Below are 19,795 nucleotides of genomic sequence, written 5' to 3'. Positions count from 1 at the left end.
GAGTTACGAGAGTGATGGCGGCCGTCGTCGCGGGGTTGGTCCTCGCCGGATGCGGTGGCGGAGGGGCGCAGCCCGAGAAGGCCGAGCGGGCCGCCGGCGCCGGTGATCCCAAGGCGGACGGTCAACCCGGCGGCTCGCTCGCCGAGTTGACCGTCCCCGCCGCCTACGATGCCGACCGCGGCTGGGACCAGGAGCTGTCCTGGGTGCGGGAAGGCGCCGAGACCGCGCCCGTCGCCGTCGCGCCCGATTCGGGGACCGTCGCGTACGTGGTCGCCGACCAGGCCGAGATGTACGTGCAGGTGCGCAAGGCCACGACGGGCAAGGTGCTGTGGACCAGCGCCCCTTGGACCCCGCCGGGTTCGCTGGACGACTCCGCGGGCAACGACCCCGCCGCCACCGCGCCCGGTTCGGTGACCGCCGTGAGCACGGGCGGGCGCGAGTACTTCGTCGCGTGGGCGCACGGGCTGGCCGGCAAGGACGAGCTGCACGACGGCAAGGAGATCGTCCAGGCGGTGGTGTACGCGGCCGACGCCGGCGGCGCCTCGAAGGACGCGGTCGCGCCGCTGCGTACCGTCGATGTCCCCGTGGCGGCCAACAACGGCACCGCCCAGGGCGAGGCGACCGTCCGTGACGGCGGCGGGGGCCAGGCCCTCGTCAGCTGGGTCGACGGGTTCGACGCCCACGCGGCGGCCATCGACGTCACGAGCGGCAAGGTCACCACCTGGGGCGACGGCACCGGCACGGTCGTCGGGACCAGTGGTCGGGGGCCTCTCACGAACGGCTCCGGCGGCGGATTCGGCGTATCAGGTGTATCAGGCGTATCCGGCGGCTGGTCCAGCTCGGACGTGACACCCGAGGGCGTCGCCGCCGAGCAGTCCGCCGGCTTCGGTCCCGACCTGGCCAACGGGACCGCGCAGACGGTCGCCGACGGGAAGGTCGTCGCTTCCTGGACCACCTCGAAGGCCCCCAACGCGGATGGTTCCCAGGAGACCGTGCGGACCGTGCACGACGCCGCGACCGGCAAGGTCCTGCTGCGTGCCGAGTGCCGCGACCGCACGCTCACCCAGATTTTCGACAAAGACGACACCGTCCTCGGGGACAGCGTCCTGACGTCCGTCTCACCGAACGGGCGCTATCTCGCGTACGGCTGGATGCTGTTCGACCTCCAGAAGGGCACCGCGGTCTGTGTCGCCGCGGGCGCGGGCGGGGACGAGGGCCGCAAGGACATGCTGATCGACTCCGTACGCGACGACGGTACGGCGTACGGAACGGTCGCGGGCTCGAGCCCGCGCGTCGCCGTCGAGATCCCCGCCTCGACAGGCACCCCGAAGGCCCTGCCGACCGGCACGGAGGTGCCCGCGTACACGCCGGCCGGCGCCGGCATCTTCCTCACCTGGATCGAGGGCGGCGGGATCCTGCTCTCCGGGCGCGCGGAGAGTTGAGCCCGGCCGGGGGGCGTTTCGCAGATCTCACGGTCGACGAGATCGCCGCCGCTGTGCGGTCGCGGGAGGTGACCGCCGTCGAGGTCGTCACCGACGCGCTCGCGCGGATCGCCGTCGCGGAGCCGGAGTTGTGCGCGTTCACGGAGGTGTGGGGCGAGGCGGCGCTGCGGCGGGCACGCGAGGTGGACGCACGGGTGGCCGCGGGTGAGTGGTTGCCGCTCGCGGGCGTACCGATCGCGGTCAAGGGGCGGTACGGGGAACGCGCGGCGGACGCGGTGCGGTTGGCTGCGGCGGGGTGCGTGGTGGTGGGGGCGACGTCTGTACCTGCGGCGGGGTCCGGTTCCGGTTCCGGACCCGTATCCGGGTCGGGGTCCGGGTCCGGGTCCGTATCTGGGGCGGGGTCCGCGTCAGGGTCGGGGCCGGGGTCTAGGTCCGGGCCCGTATCAGGGGCGGGGTCCGAGTCAGGGGCGGGGCCGGGGTCACAGCCCGGGTCAGGGTCCGTATCAGGGGCCGGGCCCGAGTCAGGGTCGGGACCGGGGCGCCAACCCGGGTCAGGGGCCGGGTCCGAGTCAAGTTCAGGACCGGGGCCCCAACCCGGGTCCGAGTCAGGGGCGGGAGCAGGGTCCGAGTCAGGGGCAAGGCCCGGGCCCGGGTCCCGGTCCGAGCCAGGGGCAGGGCCCGGGTCCCGGTCCGAGCCAGGGGCAGGGCCCGGGTCCTGGTCCTGGTCCGGGTCCGGGTCCGAGTCAGGGGCGGGAGCAGGGTCCGAGTCAGGGGCAAGGCCCGGGCCCGGGCCCGGGTCCGGGTCCCGGTCCGAGCCAGGGGCAGAGTCCGGGGCAGGGTCAGGGCCATGGTCCGGGTCCAAGTCAGGTGTCGGCGCAGGGCCAGGACCCGAGCCACGTGTCGGCGCAGGGCCAGAGCCCGAGCCACGTGTCGGCGCAGGGCCAGAGCCCGAGCCACGTGTCGGGGCAGGGCCCGGGGCCTCATGGCAGACGTGGGGGCTCGGGGCCGGTGGGTGGACCGTCAATCCGTGGCGGGCCGACCGGGTGCCCGGCGGTTCGTCGGCCGGGGCCGCGGCGGCCGTGGCTGCGGGCCTCGTTCCCCTCGCCACCGGCGCGGACGGGGCCGGGTCCATCCGTATCCCGGCCGCCTGGTGCGGGGTGTTCGGCCTCAAGTCGACGAACGGGCGCCTGCCGCATCCCGACCGGACGGGGCTGAGCGCGGTCGGCGCGGTTGCCCGGCGGGCGGCGGACCTGGAGGCGTACTGGCGGTGCGTCGCCGGGGGCTCCGGGGGCGCGGTGGAGGGTGCCGGCAGCTCGGCAGGTGCTGTGGGTTCGGTACGGGGGGGGCGAGTGGCCGCGATCAGCAGGACGCGCCACGCCCTCTCATCGCCCTCTGGTCCGACTCCCTCGGTTTCGCCCCCGCCGATCCAGGGCCCGCGCTCGTCGCGCACGGCGCCGCGCTGCGGCTCGACGGTGCCGGGGTCGTACGGCTGCTGCCACCCGACGACGTCCCCGTGCGCCTCGCCGACCCGGGGCCGGCCTGGCTGGCGCTGCGCGCGTCGGGCTCGGACGTGAACGTGGACGCGCGTAGGAATACGGATACGGATACGGGTGGCGGTACGGCATCCCCGCCGCGCACGCTCAACGACCAACGACTGGCGGAGCTGTTCAGCCGGGCCGACCTGCTCCTGACCCCCACCACCCCGAACCCGCCGCACGGTCACGAGGGCCCCGGAGACCGGTACTCGACCGCGCTCACCTGGGCGTTCAACCTCAGCGGCCACCCGGCGGCGAGCATCCCCGCGGGCTTCGGCCCGGACGGCTGCCCGGTCGGCCTCCAGGTGGTCGCCCGGCACGGCGAGGAGGAGGTGCTGTTGCGGGTCATGGCGGAGGCGGAGACACGGGCAGGCCTACGGGCGCCCCGGGCGCGGCCCCGGTGACGTACGTACGCGGAGTTCAGGCCGTGATGTCCTTCGTCGTGAACCGTGCCCAGGCCGCCGAGCCGAACACCGCCGCGTACACGGCCTGGAGGCCCAGGTTTTTCACCAGGTCGTCCCAGTAGACCGGTTCACGCATCAGGTCGGCGAAGGACAGCCAGTAGTGGGAGAAGAAGTACGGCTGGAGCGCGTGCAGTTGGGGTATCTGGTCGAGGATCTGGATGGTGATGAGCAGCCCTACGGTCGTCGCCATCGCCGCGATGCCGCTGCTCGTCAGGGTGGAGACGAACAGGCCGAGCGCCGCCACCCCGATCAGTGACGCGGCGACGACCAGCGCGATCAGCAACGCCCGCCCGAGACCCTCCGTGAAGCTGATGTTCGTACCGGAGATGGTCATCAGGTCGCCGAGCGGGAAGAGGAACGCGCCGATCGTGAGCGCCGATATCGCCACCACCAGCGTCGCGACCAGGCAGAACGTCAGTGTGGTCGCGTATTTGGTGAGGAGCAGGCGGGTGCGGCCGGCCGGGGCGACCAGCAGATAGCGGAGCGTGCCCGCGCTCGACTCGCCGGCGATCGCGTCGCCCGCGATGACGCCGATGGCCATCGGGAGGAAGAACGGGAGGGTCGCGGCCAGTGCCGTGAACACCAGGAACAGGCCGTTGTTGCTGATCTGCGAGATGAACGCCGGTCCCCCGCCGCCCTCGGGACCGCCGCCCACCGCTGACGAACCGTCGCTCGTCTCGATCTTCACGGCGATACCGAGGACGATCGGTACGGCTGCGAGCACGGCGAGCAGTGCGAGGGTCCGCCAGCGCCGGAAGGTGGTGACAAGCTCGCTGCGGAAAAGGCTCAGGCTCCAGAGGGGGCTGGGGGTGCGGGGAGTTCGCGTCGCACGGCCGGTATCCGTACGCGGGGTGCGAGAGGCAGGAGGGGTGGGAGGGGTAGGAGAGGTACCGGTGGTCTCAGCCCGCGACATCGAAGCCCTCCCCCGTCAGCGCCACGAACGCGTCCTCCAGGGACGCCCGTTCGACGCCGAAGCCCCGGACGCGGACGCCCGCGCCGACCAACGCGGCGTTCAAATCGGCGAGTTCACGATCGCCCTCGGGCACCTCGCCGGACACCCGGTCCTCGGTCACGATCACGTCGGCCACGCCCTGTTCCTTGAGTACGCGGGCCGCGTCCGCCGCGTCGGGCGTCGTCACGACCAGCCGACCCCGGGCTCCGGCGGCCAACTCGGCCACCGCGCCCTGGGTGATCAGTCGCCCCTGCGCCATCACGGCGGCGTGCGTGCAGACCTGCTCGATCTCGTCGAGAAGGTGGGAGGAGAGGAAGACGGTGGTGCCGTCGGACGCCAACTCCCGTACCAGGGAACGGATTTCACGCATCCCCTGCGGATCGAGCCCATTGGTCGGCTCGTCGAGGACCAGCAGCCGCCGCGGCTGGAGCAGCGCCGCCGCGAGACCGAGCCGCTGCTTCATACCCAGCGAGTACGCCTTCGCCTTCTTGCCGGCGGCGGCCGTCAGACCCACCCGGTCCAGCGCCGCGCCGACGCGCGCACGCCGGGTGCGCGGATCGGCGGTCGGGTCGGCGGAGTCGTACCGTACGAGGTTGTCGCGGCCCGAGAGGAAGCCGTACAGCGCGGGCCCCTCGATGAGCGCGCCGACCTGCGGCAGGACGGCGCGGGTGGCGCGGGGCATCGGCCGCCCCAGCACCCGCGCCGCGCCCGAGGTCGGCTCGATCAGGCCCATCAGCATGCGGATCGTCGTGGTCTTGCCCGAGCCGTTGGGCCCGAGGAAACCGAAGACGCTGCCCGCCGGGACGGTGAGGTCGAGAGCGTCGACGGCGAGCTGTCCGCCGCGATAGCGCTTGGTGAGGGCGCGCGTGACGATGACCGCGTCGTCGTCCCGGTGCGCCTCTTCCGGCTCCGCGGCGGACGGTTCCTCCATGGGCTCCCTCAATCGTCGTGCCTTACGCCGTCCCTCTACGGCCGTCCCTCTACGGCCGTCCCTCTACGGCCGTTTCCCTACGGCCGTTTCCCTACGGCCGTTTCCCCTACGGCCGTTTCCCCTACGGGAGTTACTTGTCCGCGTTCGCCGCCTTGACCAGGGCGTCCTTCGTGACCGCGCCGACGTAGACCTTGCCGTCGTCCGTCATCAGGGCGTTGATCAGGCGGGTCTTGAAGACCGTGCCGGAGCCGAAGTCGCCGGAGACCTTGTCGCCGAAGGAGCCGAGGAAGCCGCCGAACATCCCGGCGTCGGGAGAGGCGTCGCCCGACGGCATGCCGCCTTCGGCACCGGAGTCGAACACGGCGATGGAGTTCCAGCCCTCGCCGATGACCTTGCCGCCCTCGCCGACGCCGTCACGGTCGGCGCCGTTCGCCCAACCGTGGCCGTCAGGCCCCATGAGGCCCTCGTCGAACTCCTCACCGAACTCCTTGCCGAAGCCCTTCCCGAAGTCCTTGCCGAAGTCCTTGCCTGGCGCATCGTCGGCCTTGCCCGGGCCGCCTTCCTCGGTGACCTTGGTCCCCTTGGGCGGGGTGAAGTCGAAGGTGGAGGCGGCGGGCTTGGCGAAGTCGACGTCGACGAACCCGGCGTCCACGACAGCGGCCCCGCCGCTCGCCGGGGTGAGCGTGAACTTCAGCGGCGTCCCGGTCTTCGAGTCGACGGCGACGCTGATCGCCCCGACCGTGGAGCCGGACTCCTTCGGCTTGATGACCAGCTTGTACGCGTCCCGGCCGGCGACGTGGGCCGTCCCGTCGACGGTCACGGAGGTCGTGTCGTCGACCGCCTTAAGGGCCTCCTCGGCGAGCCGACCGGGCGTGGCGGGCACGTCGTCGCCGGGCAGAACCGGGTCCTTGCCCTTGCCGGCACCCTCGCCCTTCTCGTGCTTGCCCGCGGATTCGGGCGCGGTCGCGTGGAACGCCTCGTTCGACGCGCTGTCGTACGCCCACACCTCGTCGCCGTTGTGGATCACGCTGTACTCGGCGGCCTTCTCCAGCAGCGAGATCTTCTGCTTGTCGGGACCGTCCAGGGCGACGCGTACGGTGTGCGTGCCGGAGGCCAGTTCGAGAAGCTTGGCGCTCGGATCGGCTGCCGACCCCGAGCCGTCGGAATCCCCGCCGAGGCCACCGCCCGACAGCAGCCCGCTCTCCAGACCGCCGAGGTCGGGCAGCCCCAGGTCCGTACTGATCTTCACCGTGCCGGACAGCTGCTGTACGTCCGAGGCGGCGATCTTCTCGATGAGTTCCTGCGCGCTGATCTTCGGCAGATCGGGGTCACCGGAGCCGGCGAACGCCGGTACCAGCCCGATCGTCGCGACCGTCAGACCGATCACCACGGCCGGGGCGGCATAACGCGCGGCCTTACGGCGCCGGGACGGCACGTCCTCGGCCTCGATCCCGGCCTCGATCCGGTCCCCGGACTTGGCCTCTTCGTACGGTGCCATGTGTGCCTTACCTCCGTCGTCGGCGGCGGCTGTCCGTCCCACACTCTGTCCACCCTGAGCCGCCATTCTCACCCGAACCGGTGAGGAGTGGTGGTTTCCATCTCACCAAATCGAAGGTGGGGAATCGTCAGACCTTGGGCTCAACTCCACGTACTGCCACGGGATGACATGGAGGCGCCTCGCATCCCCCGACCCTTAGGGGCACATGCTCTGCTCATACAGCGCCGGCCAGCATGGTCAGCCCGTCCGGCGTTTGAGGACAAGGCCCGTCCAGGGCCGTAGCGGGGGTCTGGGGGCGGCAGCCCCCAGGAAGGGATGGGACGGGTAAGGGCGGCGGGGGCGAACCTCACCCCGCCCGATGCACCACCGCGTCGCACATCTCCAGCAGCGCGGCCTTCGCATCGCACTCCACCAACGGCGCCAACGCCGCCCGCGCATCCTCCGCATACCGCACCGTGTCCCGCCGAGCCTGCTCCAGCGCCGGATGCACCCGCAGCCGGGCCAGCGCCTCCGCGTGCCGGGCGTCGTCACTCAGGTCGGAGTCGAGCAGCTCGCACAGCGCGATGTCCTCGGCCAGCCCCAGTCGAGCCACCCGCTCACGCAACCGCAGCACGGGCATCGTGGGAATGCCCTCGCGCAGATCCGTACCCGGCGTCTTCCCCGACTCGTGGGAGTCGGACGCGATGTCCAGCACGTCGTCCGCGAGCTGGAAGGCGACCCCGAGCCGCTCCCCGTACTGGGTGAGCACATCCACGACGCTGTCGTCGGCACCGGACATCATCGCCCCGAACCGGCAGGCCACCGCCACCAGCGATCCGGTCTTGCCGCCGAGCACGTCCAGATAGTGCTCGACGGGGTCCCGCCCGTCCGACGGTCCCGCGGTCTCCAGGATCTGCCCGGTCACCAGCCGCTCGAACGCCTCGGCCTGCACCCGGACCGCCTCGGGCCCGAGGTCGGCGAGGATGTGCGAGGCGCGCGCAAACAGGAAGTCCCCGGTGAGGACCGCGACGGAGTTCCCCCAGCGCGTGTTGGCGCTGGGCACCCCGCGTCGTACCTCGGCCTCGTCCATGACGTCGTCGTGATACAGCGTCGCGAGGTGGGTCAGCTCCACCACCACCGCGGACGGCACGATCCCCGGCGCGTGCCGGTCCCCGAACTGCGCCGCGAGCATCACGAGCAGTGGCCTGAAACGCTTACCGCCCGCCCGTACGAGATGCTGCGCGGCCTCCGTGATGAAGGGGACCTCGCTCTTGGTGGCTTCGAGCAAACCTTCCTCGACAGCCGCCAATCCGGCCTGGACATCGGCTTCGAGAGCCTGGTCCCGCACGCTCAGCCCGAACGGCCCGACGACGGTCACGAGGGATCTCCTGTCTGCTGTGTCTACTGGCGGTCACACGGTGTGTCGATAGGTCGCTGCCCTCACTCGAGTCAGCGTATCCGGTCATGTTTCGATCACCGCGAGCGCCCGCCCGTCCAGGCCGGGCGGTATCGGATCACGACCGGAATGTTTTTGATCAGTCCAAAGCATGGACATTTATAAGCACACCGCGCCCATCTCCGGCCCTTTCCGGTGACCGACACATGTCCCAAAAACCTCGAAACACCCCAAATTCACCACTCGCCCCATCGAGACCACCCCTACCCCCCACCTCGTGATTCGAGTCACGCCGTCAATCAACCCACACCCCCTCCTCCCCGCAAACTCCCCGTTCACAAAGGCAAGTTACCCCTCCACCCATCCTTTACCATTTGCCCGTTTTATTCCCAATGTGTGCACGATATGGGCAAGTCCTGCATTTCCGCCCCTTGTTCCACACGTGTGCTCTCGCATACGTTTCGCGCCACACCGGGCGGATCGCCGAATCCTGCCGCCGCCCGTAGAGCAGACCACCACCCACCCACATGTGACTCACGCAGGCAGGAGCGGGGGACCCAGGTAAGCCGCCGGTCCGGACATCGACGCCGGAGCGGCTAGGGGTGAAGCCGCGCGCCGCAGCGCGCCCGGCCGGGCATCTCCCGCCCGAACCCGACAGCTCACCTCGTAGGCGCCGGAGAGGACTCACCATGCCCGCACGAGGTCAGCACAACCGCGCGCGAACCCTTCGCCGCCCGCTCGCACTCACGCGCACACTCGCCATCACCGCGACGGCTGCCGCAGCCCTGGCCATCCCCTTCCTGACCGCGACGACGGCCTCCGCCGCCCCGTCGGCCGCGTCGTCGACGACGACGTACTACGCGAACAACCTGGACGGCTGGATCCGCGAATCGCTCGACATCATGGCGCAGAAGGGAATCCCCGGGACGTACGACGGCATCTACCGCAACATCATGCGCGAGTCGTCGGGCAACCCCTACGCCATCAACAACTGGGACTCGAACGCGGCAGCCGGCACCCCCTCCAAGGGCCTCCTCCAGGTCATCGACCCGACCTTCGCCGCGTACCACGTCGCCGGAACCTCGTTCGACCCCTACGACCCGATCGCCAACATCACCGCCGCCTGCAACTACGCGGCCGCGCGATACGGATCGATAGACAACGTGTACGGGGCCTACTAGGCCGACCGTCCCTGCCCGGGTGGGGCGGGCGTCCTCTGGGCCGGACCCACGACGCCCGCCCCACCCGGGCTCATTTCCGCCTACCCGGCCCTACTGCCGACCGACCCGTGTCGCAGCCGAGGCAGGTACCGAGGCCGATGACGGTGCCACGGCCCGTGCCCGTGCCGGTGCCGGTGCCGACCCTGGTACCGGCACTTCCCGGTCCGCCCAGTCCTCCCAGCCCTCCCAGCCCTTCCCCCGCCCGAACAACCGCTCCAGCACCACCGCGATCCCGTCGTCCTCGTTCGAGAGGGTGACCTCGTCCGCCACCGCCTTGAGCTCGGGATGGGCGTTGGCCATGGCGACACCGTGGGCCGCCCAGTCGAACATCGGGATGTCATTGGGCATGTCGCCGAAGGCGATGGTGGCGGACGAGGACAGCCCTAGATACTCGGCGGCCAACGCGAGCCCCGTCGCCTTGGTGATGCCGCATGGCTGCAGTTCGACGGTGCCGGGCCCCGACATGGTGACGGTCGCGAGCGAACCGACCGCTCCACGCGCCGCCGACGCCAACTCGTCGTCGGACAGCGACGGATGGCGAAGCAGCACCTTGCTGATGGGCGCGGCCCACAGATCGTCCCGGCGCGGCACCTGTACGGCGGGCAGCGTCGGGTGCGGCATCAGGTACCCGGGTTCGATCAGCGTGAGCCCGTCGACCCCGTCCTGATCGACGGCGGCGTACAACTGCCCGACCTCGGCCTCGATCTTGCCGAGCGCGGTCTCCGCCAGCTCCCGGTCCAGGGTCACCGACCACAGCAGGCGGTCCGCGCCGGCGTCGTACAACTGCGCTCCCTGCCCGCACACCGCGAGCCCCCCGGCACCGAGGTCGTCGAGCAACGGCCGGACTCTCGGCGCCGGGCGACCCGTCACGACCAGATGACGGGCGCCGGCGGCCGTGGCGCGCGCCAGGGCGGTCCGTGACCGGTCGGAGAGCGTGTCGTCGGCGCGCAGGAGCGTTCCGTCAAGATCCGTGGCGATAAGTGCGTATGAGGTGGGAGCGGGCATGATCCAGAGAATACGGATCGTTCGACCCCTCGGTCGCCGCCCGAACCGGACGACGTTCGCCGTCCGGGCGGCAACAGCCCCGGCACAAGGGCCAGTTCCTGCCGCGGACACCGCCCCGGGAGGCCACGATCAGCACGACAACCCGATGCGGTGAACCCCTGGTTCACAAGATCGAGCGAGGCGCCCAGCCCCCACCCGCGCCTACCCGTACCCCACCGCCACACATATCCGGCACCGAGCCTCGACGTTCCCCGGATCATCGCCGGCTCCGTGCGCAGCTCGTGCCCGAGGAGATCCATCGCGGCGGTGTCGACGCGGTGGCCGGTCGCGGCTATGACCTGGTCGGCCGACAACTCCCGCGTACGACCGCCGAGTTCGCATACGGTCAACACCGGCCGACCACCGACGAACCCCACCCGCTGCCCCCGCTGCTCCCGCCCGGAGGATCCGCGCGAGCGGTAGGGATGCGGGGAGTAGGTGAGGGCCCACAGCGACCACGCGTTGCCGAACGACGACTCGGGCCGCCCACCCGTAACCTGTGGCGCGACCACATGACCACACGAGACGACCCCCAGCCCGCGACCGCGGACGGATCCGCGCCGCACCAGCCATCCAGACGGCCACGACAACGGCCGAGCCCGACAACAGGCTTCGACTGACGACACACGAGAGCGAGGCAGTGCCCATGCCCCCCTTCGATGTCCCCGAGGGCGACCTCTTCGGCCCGCACAACCTGCCGTACGGCGTGTTCTCCCCGGCCGGCTCCACGGACCGCCGGGTCGGCGTCCGTCTCGGCGACCACGTCCTGGACGCCGGTGCGGCAGCCGCCGCGCTCGGCTCCCCCTATGTCTCCGTCCTGGCCCGTCCGACCCTCAATCCGCTTCTCGCCGCGGGCCGCACGACCTGGTCCGACATCCGGCGCGCCCTCACCGCCTGGGTCACCGTCCCGTCCCACCAGGAGACGGTCGCCCCGCTCCTGCACCCCCTGTCCTCCGTGACGCTGCACCTCCCCTTCGAGGTCGCGGACTACGTCGACTTCTACGCGTCCGAGAACCACGCCCGGAACGTCGGCCAGATCTTCCGCCCCGACGCCGCCGACTCACTGACTCCCAACTGGAAGCACCTGCCGATCGGTTACCACGGCCGCTCGGGCACGGTCGTGGTCTCTGGCACCGAGGTCGTACGTCCCTCGGGCCAGCGCAAGGCCCCCACCGACCCGGTGCCGCTCTTCGGTCCGTCGGTCCGCCTGGACATCGAGGCGGAGGTCGGCTTCGTGGTGGGCACACCGTCGCCCATGGGCAGCCCCGTGGCCCTGTCCGACTTCCGCGACCACGTCTTCGGCCTCTGCCTCCTGAACGACTGGTCCGCCCGCGACCTCCAGGCCTGGGAGTACGTCCCGCTGGGCCCGTTCCTCGGGAAGTCCTTCGCCACGTCCGTCTCGGCCTGGATCACCCCGCTGGACGCCCTGGACGATGCCCGGGTTCCGCCGCCTGCCCGGACCCACCCCCTGCTTCCCTACCTCGACGACGCCGAGGAGGAACCCGGCGGCTTCGACCTGCGTATCTCCGTCGCCGTGAACGGCCACACCATCTCCGAACCCCCTTTCTCCAGCATGTACTGGACGGCCGCCCAGCAACTCGCCCACATGACCGTCAACGGCGCTTCCCTGCGCACCGGCGACCTCTACGGCTCAGGCACGGTCAGCGGCCCCACCGAACGCGAACGCGGCTCCCTCCTCGAACTCACCTGGAACGGCAGGGACGCCATCGACCTCCCCACCGGCAAGCGCACCTTCCTGGAGGACGGCGACGAGGTCACCCTCACCGCCTGGGCCCCGGGTCCGGGCGGCACCCGCGTGGGCCTGGGCGAGGTGACGGGCACCATCACCGCGTCGAGCTGAACGATGTGGCCCGGGGGCAGCCGGGGGCCGCCGGTCTACATCCAGTCCTCCGGCTCGGGCTCCATCTCCATCTCGGGCCAGTCGTCCGGCCCTCGCTGGTCGGACTCCGGCCCGGGGCCCGTACCGCCGCCGTCGCCGTCGCCGCCCGTGGGGCTGGGCCCTGCTGCTGCCCCGGACACCGGCGCCCCGCCCAGCGCCGCCAGCGTCTTCAGCACGCCCTCCCCGTATGTGGCGAGCTTCTTCTCGCCCACTCCGCTGATTCCGCCCAGCTCCGCCACCGAGCCGGGCCAGACGCTGACGATCTCCCTGAGCGTGGCGTCATGGAAGATGACGTATGCCGGAACTCCCTGCTCACGTGCCTGTTCACCGCGCCAGGCCCGTAGTGCCTCGAACGCCGGCAGCAGGTCGGCGGGCAACTCGACCGCCGCCGCCTTCGCCTTGCGCTCACCCCGGCCGCCGCCACCGGCCGACCGCGAGGTCGCGGCCTTCTTCGGTTCCTTCCGCATCGGCACGTCCCGCTCGCGCCGCAGCACCGATCCGCTCGCCTCGGTCAGCACCAGCGTCCCGTACTCCCCCTCGACCGCGAGAAGGCCCTGGGCGAGCATCTGCCGTACGACACCGCGCCATTCGCCCTCGGCGAGTTCCTCCCCAATACCGAAGACGGAGAGCTGGTCGTGGTCGAACTGGATCACCTTCGCGGTCCGCCGGCCCAGCAGAATGTCCACGATCTGGACCGCGCCGAACTTCTGGCGCCGTTCACGCTCCAGCCGCCACACCGTCGACAGCACCTTCTGCGCGGCGACCGTGCCGTCCCAGGTCTCGGGCGGTGCCAGGCAGGTGTCGCAGTTGCCGCAGCCGCCCGGCTCCGGGTCCTGTCCGAAGTAGGCGAGCAGTTGGCTGCGTCGGCACTGCACCGTCTCGCACAGTGCCAGCATCGCGTCCAGGTGCGCGGCGGACCGGCGCCGGTGCGCCTCGTCGCCCTCGGAGCCCTGGATCAGTTTCCGCTGCTGTATGACGTCGTTCAGCCCGTACGCCATCCAGGCCGTGGACGGCAGGCCGTCGCGCCCCGCACGGCCCGTCTCCTGGTAGTAGCCCTCGACCGACTTCGGCAGGTCGAAGTGGGCGACGAACCGGACGTCGGGCTTGTCGATGCCCATCCCGAAGGCGATGGTCGCCACGACGACCAGGCCGTCCTCCCGCAGGAAGCGCGACTGGTGCGCCGCACGCGTGCCCGCGTCCAGCCCCGCGTGGTAGGGCACCGCCTCCACGCCGTTGGCCGAGAGGAACTCCGCCGTGCGTTCGACGGAGTTGCGCGAGAGGCAGTAGACGATGCCGGCGTCGCCCGCGTGCTCCTCCTTCAGGAAGGACAGCAGCTGCTTCTTGGGGTCGGCCTTGGGAACGATCCGGTACTGGATGTTGGGCCGGTCGAAGCTCGCCACGAAGTGGCGGGCGTCGGGCATGCCCAGCCGCTGGGTGATCTCCTTGTGCGTCGCCTGCGTGGCCGTGGCCGTGAGGGCGATCCGGGGGACCTCGGGCCAGCGCTCGCCCAGCAGCGACAGCGCCAGGTAGTCGGGCCGGAAGTCGTGTCCCCACTGCGAGACGCAGTGCGCCTCGTCGATGGCGAAGACAGCGATCTTCCCGCGTGAGAGCAGGTCCAGGGTCGACTCCAGGCGCAGCCGCTCCGGAGCCAGGTACAGCAGATCCAGCTCACCGGCGAGGAACTCGGCCTCCACCGCTCGCCGCTCGTCGAAGTCCTGCGTGGAGTTCACGAACCCGGCCCGCACACCGAGGGCCCGCAGCGCGTCCACCTGGTCCTGCATCAGCGCGATGAGCGGCGAGACGACGATCCCCGTACCCGGTCTGACCAGGGACGGAATCTGGTAGCAGAGCGATTTTCCGCCACCGGTCGGCATGAGGACGACGGCGTCACCGCCCGCCACCACATGGTCGATGACCGCCGCCTGCTCGCCGCGGAAGGAGTCGTACCCGAAGACCCGGTGCAGCGTGGCCAGCGCCTCGCCGTCCACTGCCCCGGCCGGTCCGGCCACCGCGCTCGCGCCCGGCTCCTCACCCGCTGCCGTCATCACACCCGACCCGCCCATCACGCTCATCGCGCTCATCGTCGTGTCCCCCGTACGTCGCGCCTCGACCACTGCGTCCACCATAGGGGCCCGCACCGACAGTCCCGGAGTTATCCACAGGCCGCCCCGCCACACCTCCCTGCCTACTTCATGAACACGCGCCGGGCCCCGGTCCCACCAGGGGGACCGGGGCCCGGCGCGATGCGAGAAACCCGCTGCTCAGCGCACGAAGACGCCCGCCTGGTTCGCCAGATCGAGGAAGTACTGCGGCGCCACACCCAGCACCACGGTGACCGCCACCCCCACCCCGATCGTCGTCATGGTCAACGGCGACGGCACGGCGACGGTGGGCCCGTCGGCCCGAGGCTCGCTGAAGAACATCAGCACGATCACCCGGATGTAGAAGAACGCGGCGATCGCCGACGAGATCACACCGACCACGACCAGCGCCCCGGCACCGCCCTCGGCCGCCGCCTTGAACACGGCGAACTTCCCGGCGAACCCGGAGGTCAGCGGAATGCCGGCGAAAGCGAGGAGGAACACCGCGAACACGGCTGCCACCAGCGGGGAGCGGCGCCCGAGTCCCGCCCACTTGGACAGGTGGGTCGCCTCCCCTCCGGCATCCCGCACCAGCGTGACCACGGCGAACGCCCCGATCGTCACGAACGAGTACGCGCCCAGATAGAACAGGACGGACGAGACCCCGTCCGGAGTCATAGCGATGACGCCGGCCAGGATGAACCCGGCGTGCGCGATGGACGAGTACGCCAGCAGCCGCTTGATGTCGGTCTGGGTGATCGCGACGATCGCGCCGCCCAGCATGGTCACGACCGCGACACCCCACATGACCGGCCGCCAGTCCCAGCGCAGGCCCGGCAGCACCACGTACAGCAGTCGCAGCAGGGCGCCGAACGCCGCCACCTTCGTCGCCGCGGCCATGAAGCCCGTCACCGGCGTGGGTGCTCCCTGGTACACGTCCGGCGTCCACATGTGGAACGGGACGGCGCCGACCTTGAAGAGCAGGCCCATGACGATCATCGCGGCGCCGATGAGCAGCAGCACGTCGTTGCCCATGGTGTCGGCGAGGGCCGGGTCGACGTTCTTGACGGTGCCGTCGACGACCTGGGCGATGGTCCCGTACGACACCGAGCCCGCGTAGCCGTACAGCAGTGCGATGCCGAACAGGGTGAACGCGGAGGCGAAGGCGCCCAGCAGGAAGTACTTGACCGCGGCCTCCTGCGACATGAGCCGCTTGCGGCGGGCCAGGGCGCAGAGCAGGTACAGCGGGAGTGAGAAGACCTCCAGGGCCACGAACAGCGTCAGCAGGTCGTTGGCCGAGGGGAAGATCAGCATGCCGCCGATCGCGAAGAGCAGCAGCGGGAACACCTCGGTGGTGGTGAACCCGGCCTTGACCGCGGCCTTCTCGCTGTCGCTGCCCGGCACGGACGCGGCCTGCGCGGCGAACGAGTCGACGCGGTTGCCGTGCGCCTCGGGGTCGAGGCGCCGTTCGGCGAAGGTGAACAGTCCGACCAGGCCCGCCAGCAGGATCGTGCCCTGCAGGAACAGCGCGGGTCCGTCGACGGCGATCGCGCCCATCGCCGCGATACCGGCCTTGGTGGTGCCGTACCCGCCCGCCGCGAGCCCCACGACCGCGGCGAAGGCAGCGGTGAGGGCGACGACGGAAACGAACAGCTGCACGTAGTAGCGGGATTTGCGGGGCACGAACGCCTCGACCAGGATCCCCACGATCGCCGCGCCGATGACGATCAGGGTGGGCGACAATTGCCCGTATTCGATCTTCGGCGCGTCGATCTTGGAGATCGGATCGGCCGCCGTTGTCCACAGGCTGTGGACGGCTGATGCGCTCACTTGGCCGCCTCCACCTCGGGCTTGGGGTCCTTCTTATGGACGTCGGACATGGTCTGCTTGACCGCCGGGTTGACGATGTCCGTCAAGGGCTTCGGATAGACACCCAGGAAGATCAGCAGCACGATCAGCGGCGTCACGACCACGAGTTCACGCATCCTGAGGTCCGGCATCTTGGCGACCTCCGCCTTCACCGGGCCCGTCATCGTCCGCTGGTAGAGGACGAGGGTGTAGAGCGCGGCGAGGACGATGCCGAAGGTGGCGATGATGCCGACCACCGGGTAGCGAGCGAACGTGCCCACCAGCACCAGGAACTCACTCACGAAGGGCGCGAGGCCCGGGAGCGACAGGGTGGCGAGCCCACCGATCAGGAACGTGCCGGCGAGCACCGGGGCGACCTTCTGGACGCCTCCGTAGTCGGCGATGAGCCGCGAGCCGCGCCGCGAGATCAGGAAGCCGGCGACCAGCATCAGCGCCGCCGTGGAGATCCCGTGGTTGACCATGTACAGCGTCGCGCCCGACTGGCCCTGGCTGGTCATCGCGAAGATGCCCAGGATGATGAACCCGAAGTGCGAGATCGACGCGTACGCGACCAGCCGCTTGATGTCCCGCTGGCCGACCGCGAGCAGCGCCCCGTAGATGATGCTGACCAGCGCCAGTACCAGGATGACGGGCGTCGCCCACTTGGACGCCTCCGGGAACAGCTGGAGGCAGAAGCGGAGCATCGCGAAGGTGCCCACCTTGTCGACGACCGCCGTGATGAGCACGGCGACCGGCGTGGTGGCCTCCCCCATGGCGTTGGGCAGCCAGGTGTGCAGCGGCCACAGGGGCGCCTTCACCGCGAAGGCGAAGAAGAAGCCCAGGAACAGCCAGCGTTCGGTGTTCGTGGCCATGTCCAGCGAGCCGTTGGCCCGCGCCGCGGCGATCTCCGTCAGCGAGAAGTTCCCGGCCACCACGTAGAGGCCGATCACGGCCGCCAGCATGATCAGGCCGCCGACGAGGTTGTAGAGGAGGAACTTCACCGCCGCGTACGAGCGTTGGGTGGAGGCCGTCTCCTCGCCGTGCTCGTGGGCACGGTCCCCGAAGCCGCCGATGAGGAAGTACATCGGGATGAGCATGGCTTCGAAAAAGATGTAGAAGAGGAAGACGTCGGTGGCCTCGAAGGAGATGATCACCATCGCCTCGACGGCCAGGATCAGCGCGAAGAAGCCCTGGGTGGGCCGCCACCGGGTGTTCCCCGTCTCCAGGGGGTCGGCGTCGTGCCAGCCGGCCAGGATCACGAACGGGATCAGCAGCGCGGTCAGTGCGATGAGCGCCACGGCGATGCCGTCCACGCCCAGTTCGTACCGCACCCCGAAGTCCTTGATCCAGGCGCGTGATTCGGTGAGCTGGTAGCGGTCGCCGCCCGGGTCGAAACGGACCAGGATGATCGCGGCGAGCGCCAGGGTGGCGAGCGAGACGAGCAGCGCCAGCCACTTGGCGGCGGTGCGCCGCGCGGCCGGGACGGCCGCCGTGGCGATCGCCCCGAGGGCCGGGAGCGCCGCCGTCGCTGTCAGGAGGGGAAAGGACATCGGTATCAGACCGCCCTCATCAGCAGGGTCGCGGCGATGAGGATCGCCGCACCGCCGAACATCGAGACCGCGTACGACCGCGCGTAGCCGTTCTGCAGCTTGCGGAGCCGTCCGGAGAGGCCGCCCATGGAGGCCGCCGTACCGTTGACGACCCCGTCGACCAGGGTGTGGTCGACGTAGACCAGGGAGCGGGTGAGGTGCTCTCCGCCGCGGACGAGGACGACGTGGTTGAAGTCGTCCTGGAGGAGGTCGCGCCGGGCGGCCCGGGTGAGCAGCGACCCGCGCGGGGCGACCACCGGGATGGGACTGCGCCCGTATTGGGCGTACGCGACGCCGACGCCGATGACGAGCACGACCATGGTGGACAGCGTGACCGTGAGGGCGCTGACCGGCGGGTTCCCGTGCGAGTGCTCGGTGACGGGCTCCAGCCAGTGCACGAAGCGGTCGCCGAGGCTGAAGAACCCACCCGCGAAGACCGACCCGAAGGCGAGGACGATCATGGGGATCGTCATCGACTTGGGCGACTCGTGCGGGTGCGGCTCGGCGTGCTCGCCGTGGTGCTCGGCTGCGGGCTCCACGCTCGGTTCGGCCGGAGAGGCGGTCGGCTGGTTGCGCCAGCGCTCCTCGCCGAAGAACGTCATCAGCATGACGCGTGTCATGTAGTACGCGGTGATGGCCGCTCCGAGGAGAGCGACGCCGCCGAGGATCCAGCCCTCGGTGCCGCCCTTGGCGAACGCCGCCTCGATGATCTTGTCCTTGGAGAAGAAGCCGGACAGACCCGGGAAGCCGATGATCGCGAGGTAACCGAGCCCGAAGGTCACGAAGGTGACGGGCATGTACTTGCGGAGGCCGCCGTACTTGCGCATGTCGACCTCGTCGTTCATGCCGTGCATGACCGAGCCGGCGCCGAGGAACAGTCCGGCCTTGAAGAACCCGTGGGTCACCAGGTGCATGATCGCGAAGACGTAGCCGATGGGGCCGAGGCCCGCCGCGAGGATCATGTAGCCGATCTGCGACATGGTCGAGCCGGCCAGCGCCTTCTTGATGTCGTCCTTCGCGCAACCGACGATCGCACCGAAGAGGAGCGTGACGGCGCCGACCACGGTGACCACCAACTGGGCGTCGGGCGCCGCGTTGAAGATCTCGCCGGAGCGGACGATGAGGTAGACACCGGCGGTCACCATCGTCGCCGCGTGGATGAGGGCCGAGACCGGGGTCGGGCCCTCCATCGCGTCGCCGAGCCAGGACTGCAGCGGCACCTGCGCGGACTTGCCGCAGGCCGCGAGCAGCAGCATCAGGGCGATCGCGGTGAGCTTGCCCTCACTCGTCTCACCAGTGGCTTCGAGGACCGGCCCGAAGGTGAAGGTCCCGAAGGTGGTGAACATCAGCATGATGGCGATCGACAAGCCCATGTCACCGACGCGGTTGACCAGGAAGGCCTTCTTCGCGGCGGTCGCGGCGCTGGGCTTGTGCTGCCAGAAGCCGATCAGGAGGAACGAGGCGAGACCGACGCCCTCCCAGCCGACGTACAGCAGCAGGTAGTTGTCGGCAAGGACGAGCAGCAGCATCGCCGCGAGGAACAGGTTCAGATAGCCGAAGAAGCGGCGGCGCCGCTCGTCGTGCTCCATGTACCCGATCGAGTACACGTGGATCAGCGAGCCGACTCCGGAGATCAGCAGGACGAACGTCATCGACAGCTGGTCGAGCTGGAAGGAGACGTCGGCCTGGAAGCCCTCGACGGGGATCCAGCTGAACAGGTGCTGCATCAGGGTGCGGTGTTCGGCGTCCTTGCCCAGCATGTCGACGAAGAGGACCGCGCCGATCACGAAGGAGCAGGCGGCGAGAGCCGTGCCGATCCAGTGGCCGACGGCGTCGAGCCGTCGGCCGCCGCACAGCAGTACGACCGCTCCGAGCAGAGGCGCCGCCACCAGCAGCGCAATCAAATTCTCCACGAT

11 protein-coding genes, 3 pseudogenes and 1 riboswitch are annotated in these 19,795 nt (G+C 70.4%); of the genes and pseudogenes, 5 read left to right on the top strand and 9 right to left on the bottom strand.

The window, feature by feature from the left end:
* Positions 1 to 14: 14 nt before the first annotated feature.
* The 3 genes and pseudogenes from ABZ855_RS03110 to ABZ855_RS03100 all read left to right on the top strand — a co-directional run.
* Positions 15 to 1,442: a hypothetical protein gene (locus ABZ855_RS03110; RefSeq protein WP_360799981.1), complete on the top strand. Its 1,428-nt coding sequence runs from the start codon at positions 15 to 17 to the stop codon at positions 1,440 to 1,442.
* Positions 1,443 to 1,495: 53 nt separating this feature from the next.
* Positions 1,496 to 1,675 (top strand): annotated as a pseudogene (locus tag ABZ855_RS03105) (amidase); the annotation flags it as partial.
* A gap of 735 nt (positions 1,676 to 2,410) precedes the next feature.
* Positions 2,411 to 3,381 (top strand): annotated as a pseudogene (locus ABZ855_RS03100) (amidase family protein); the annotation flags it as partial.
* 16 nt (positions 3,382 to 3,397) lie between these two features.
* On the opposite strand, the gene ABZ855_RS03095 reads toward ABZ855_RS03100, so the two are convergent.
* From ABZ855_RS03095 to ABZ855_RS03080, 4 genes are all read right to left on the bottom strand, one after another.
* The gene (locus ABZ855_RS03095) at positions 3,398 to 4,354 is read right to left on the bottom strand and encodes an ABC transporter permease (protein ID WP_360799978.1); all 957 of its coding nucleotides are present in this window, start codon (positions 4,352 to 4,354) and stop codon (positions 3,398 to 3,400) included.
* A complete protein-coding gene (locus tag ABZ855_RS03090) occupies positions 4,341 to 5,324 on the bottom strand; it encodes an ABC transporter ATP-binding protein (RefSeq protein WP_360799975.1) in 984 nt (327 codons plus the stop codon). Before ABZ855_RS03090 ends, ABZ855_RS03095 begins: the two co-directional genes overlap by 14 nt.
* Positions 5,325 to 5,454: 130 nt before the next feature.
* Positions 5,455 to 6,822, bottom strand: a complete 1,368-nt coding sequence (locus ABZ855_RS03085; RefSeq protein ID WP_360799972.1) for a DUF2092 domain-containing protein — start codon at positions 6,820 to 6,822, stop codon at positions 5,455 to 5,457.
* A 346-nt stretch (positions 6,823 to 7,168) separates the two neighbouring features.
* Complete coding sequence (locus ABZ855_RS03080; RefSeq protein WP_319206514.1) at positions 7,169 to 8,179, bottom strand: polyprenyl synthetase family protein; 1,011 nt, start codon at positions 8,177 to 8,179, stop codon at positions 7,169 to 7,171.
* Between the two features lie 538 nt (positions 8,180 to 8,717).
* Positions 8,718 to 8,883, top strand: a riboswitch (cyclic di-AMP (ydaO/yuaA leader).
* Positions 8,884 to 8,886: 3 nt separating this feature from the next.
* On the opposite strand from ABZ855_RS03080, the gene ABZ855_RS03075 reads away from it, so the two are divergent.
* Complete coding sequence (locus tag ABZ855_RS03075) at positions 8,887 to 9,378, top strand: transglycosylase SLT domain-containing protein (RefSeq protein WP_360799967.1); 492 nt, start codon at positions 8,887 to 8,889, stop codon at positions 9,376 to 9,378.
* 243 nt (positions 9,379 to 9,621) lie between these two features.
* Here the strand turns inward: ABZ855_RS03075 and ABZ855_RS03070 are convergent.
* Positions 9,622 to 10,422, bottom strand: a pseudogene (locus tag ABZ855_RS03070) (HAD family hydrolase); the annotation flags it as partial.
* 685 nt (positions 10,423 to 11,107) lie between these two features.
* Here ABZ855_RS03070 and fahA point away from each other — a divergent pair.
* Positions 11,108 to 12,322 carry a fumarylacetoacetase gene (gene fahA, locus ABZ855_RS03065; protein ID WP_360799965.1) on the top strand — a complete coding sequence of 405 codons (1,215 nt, stop codon included), beginning with the start codon at positions 11,108 to 11,110 and terminating at the stop codon, positions 12,320 to 12,322.
* Positions 12,323 to 12,357: 35 nt separating this feature from the next.
* On the opposite strand, the gene recQ is transcribed toward fahA, so the two are convergent.
* The 4 genes from recQ to nuoL form a co-directional block, all read right to left on the bottom strand.
* Complete coding sequence (recQ, locus tag ABZ855_RS03060) at positions 12,358 to 14,487, bottom strand: DNA helicase RecQ (protein ID WP_360799963.1); 2,130 nt, start codon at positions 14,485 to 14,487, stop codon at positions 12,358 to 12,360.
* A gap of 135 nt (positions 14,488 to 14,622) precedes the next feature.
* On the bottom strand, positions 14,623 to 16,272 hold the full coding sequence (nuoN, locus tag ABZ855_RS03055) for an NADH-quinone oxidoreductase subunit NuoN (RefSeq protein WP_319206508.1): 1,650 nt from the start codon (positions 16,270 to 16,272) through the stop codon (positions 14,623 to 14,625).
* Positions 16,269 to 17,840: an NADH-quinone oxidoreductase subunit M gene (locus ABZ855_RS03050; RefSeq protein ID WP_360799959.1), complete on the bottom strand. Its 1,572-nt coding sequence runs from the start codon at positions 17,838 to 17,840 to the stop codon at positions 16,269 to 16,271. The genes nuoN and ABZ855_RS03050 overlap by 4 nt, the downstream gene beginning before the upstream one ends.
* Before the next feature lie 5 nt (positions 17,841 to 17,845).
* Positions 17,846 to 19,792, bottom strand: a complete 1,947-nt coding sequence (gene nuoL / locus ABZ855_RS03045) for an NADH-quinone oxidoreductase subunit L (protein WP_360799956.1) — start codon at positions 19,790 to 19,792, stop codon at positions 17,846 to 17,848.
* Positions 19,793 to 19,795 lie beyond the last annotated feature (3 nt).

Origin of the sequence: Streptomyces sp. NPDC047042, from assembly GCF_040644035.1 — a bacterium.
Lineage (GTDB): Bacteria > Actinomycetota > Actinomycetes > Streptomycetales > Streptomycetaceae > Streptomyces.
This window is presented reverse-complemented; position numbering and strand designations above follow the sequence as displayed.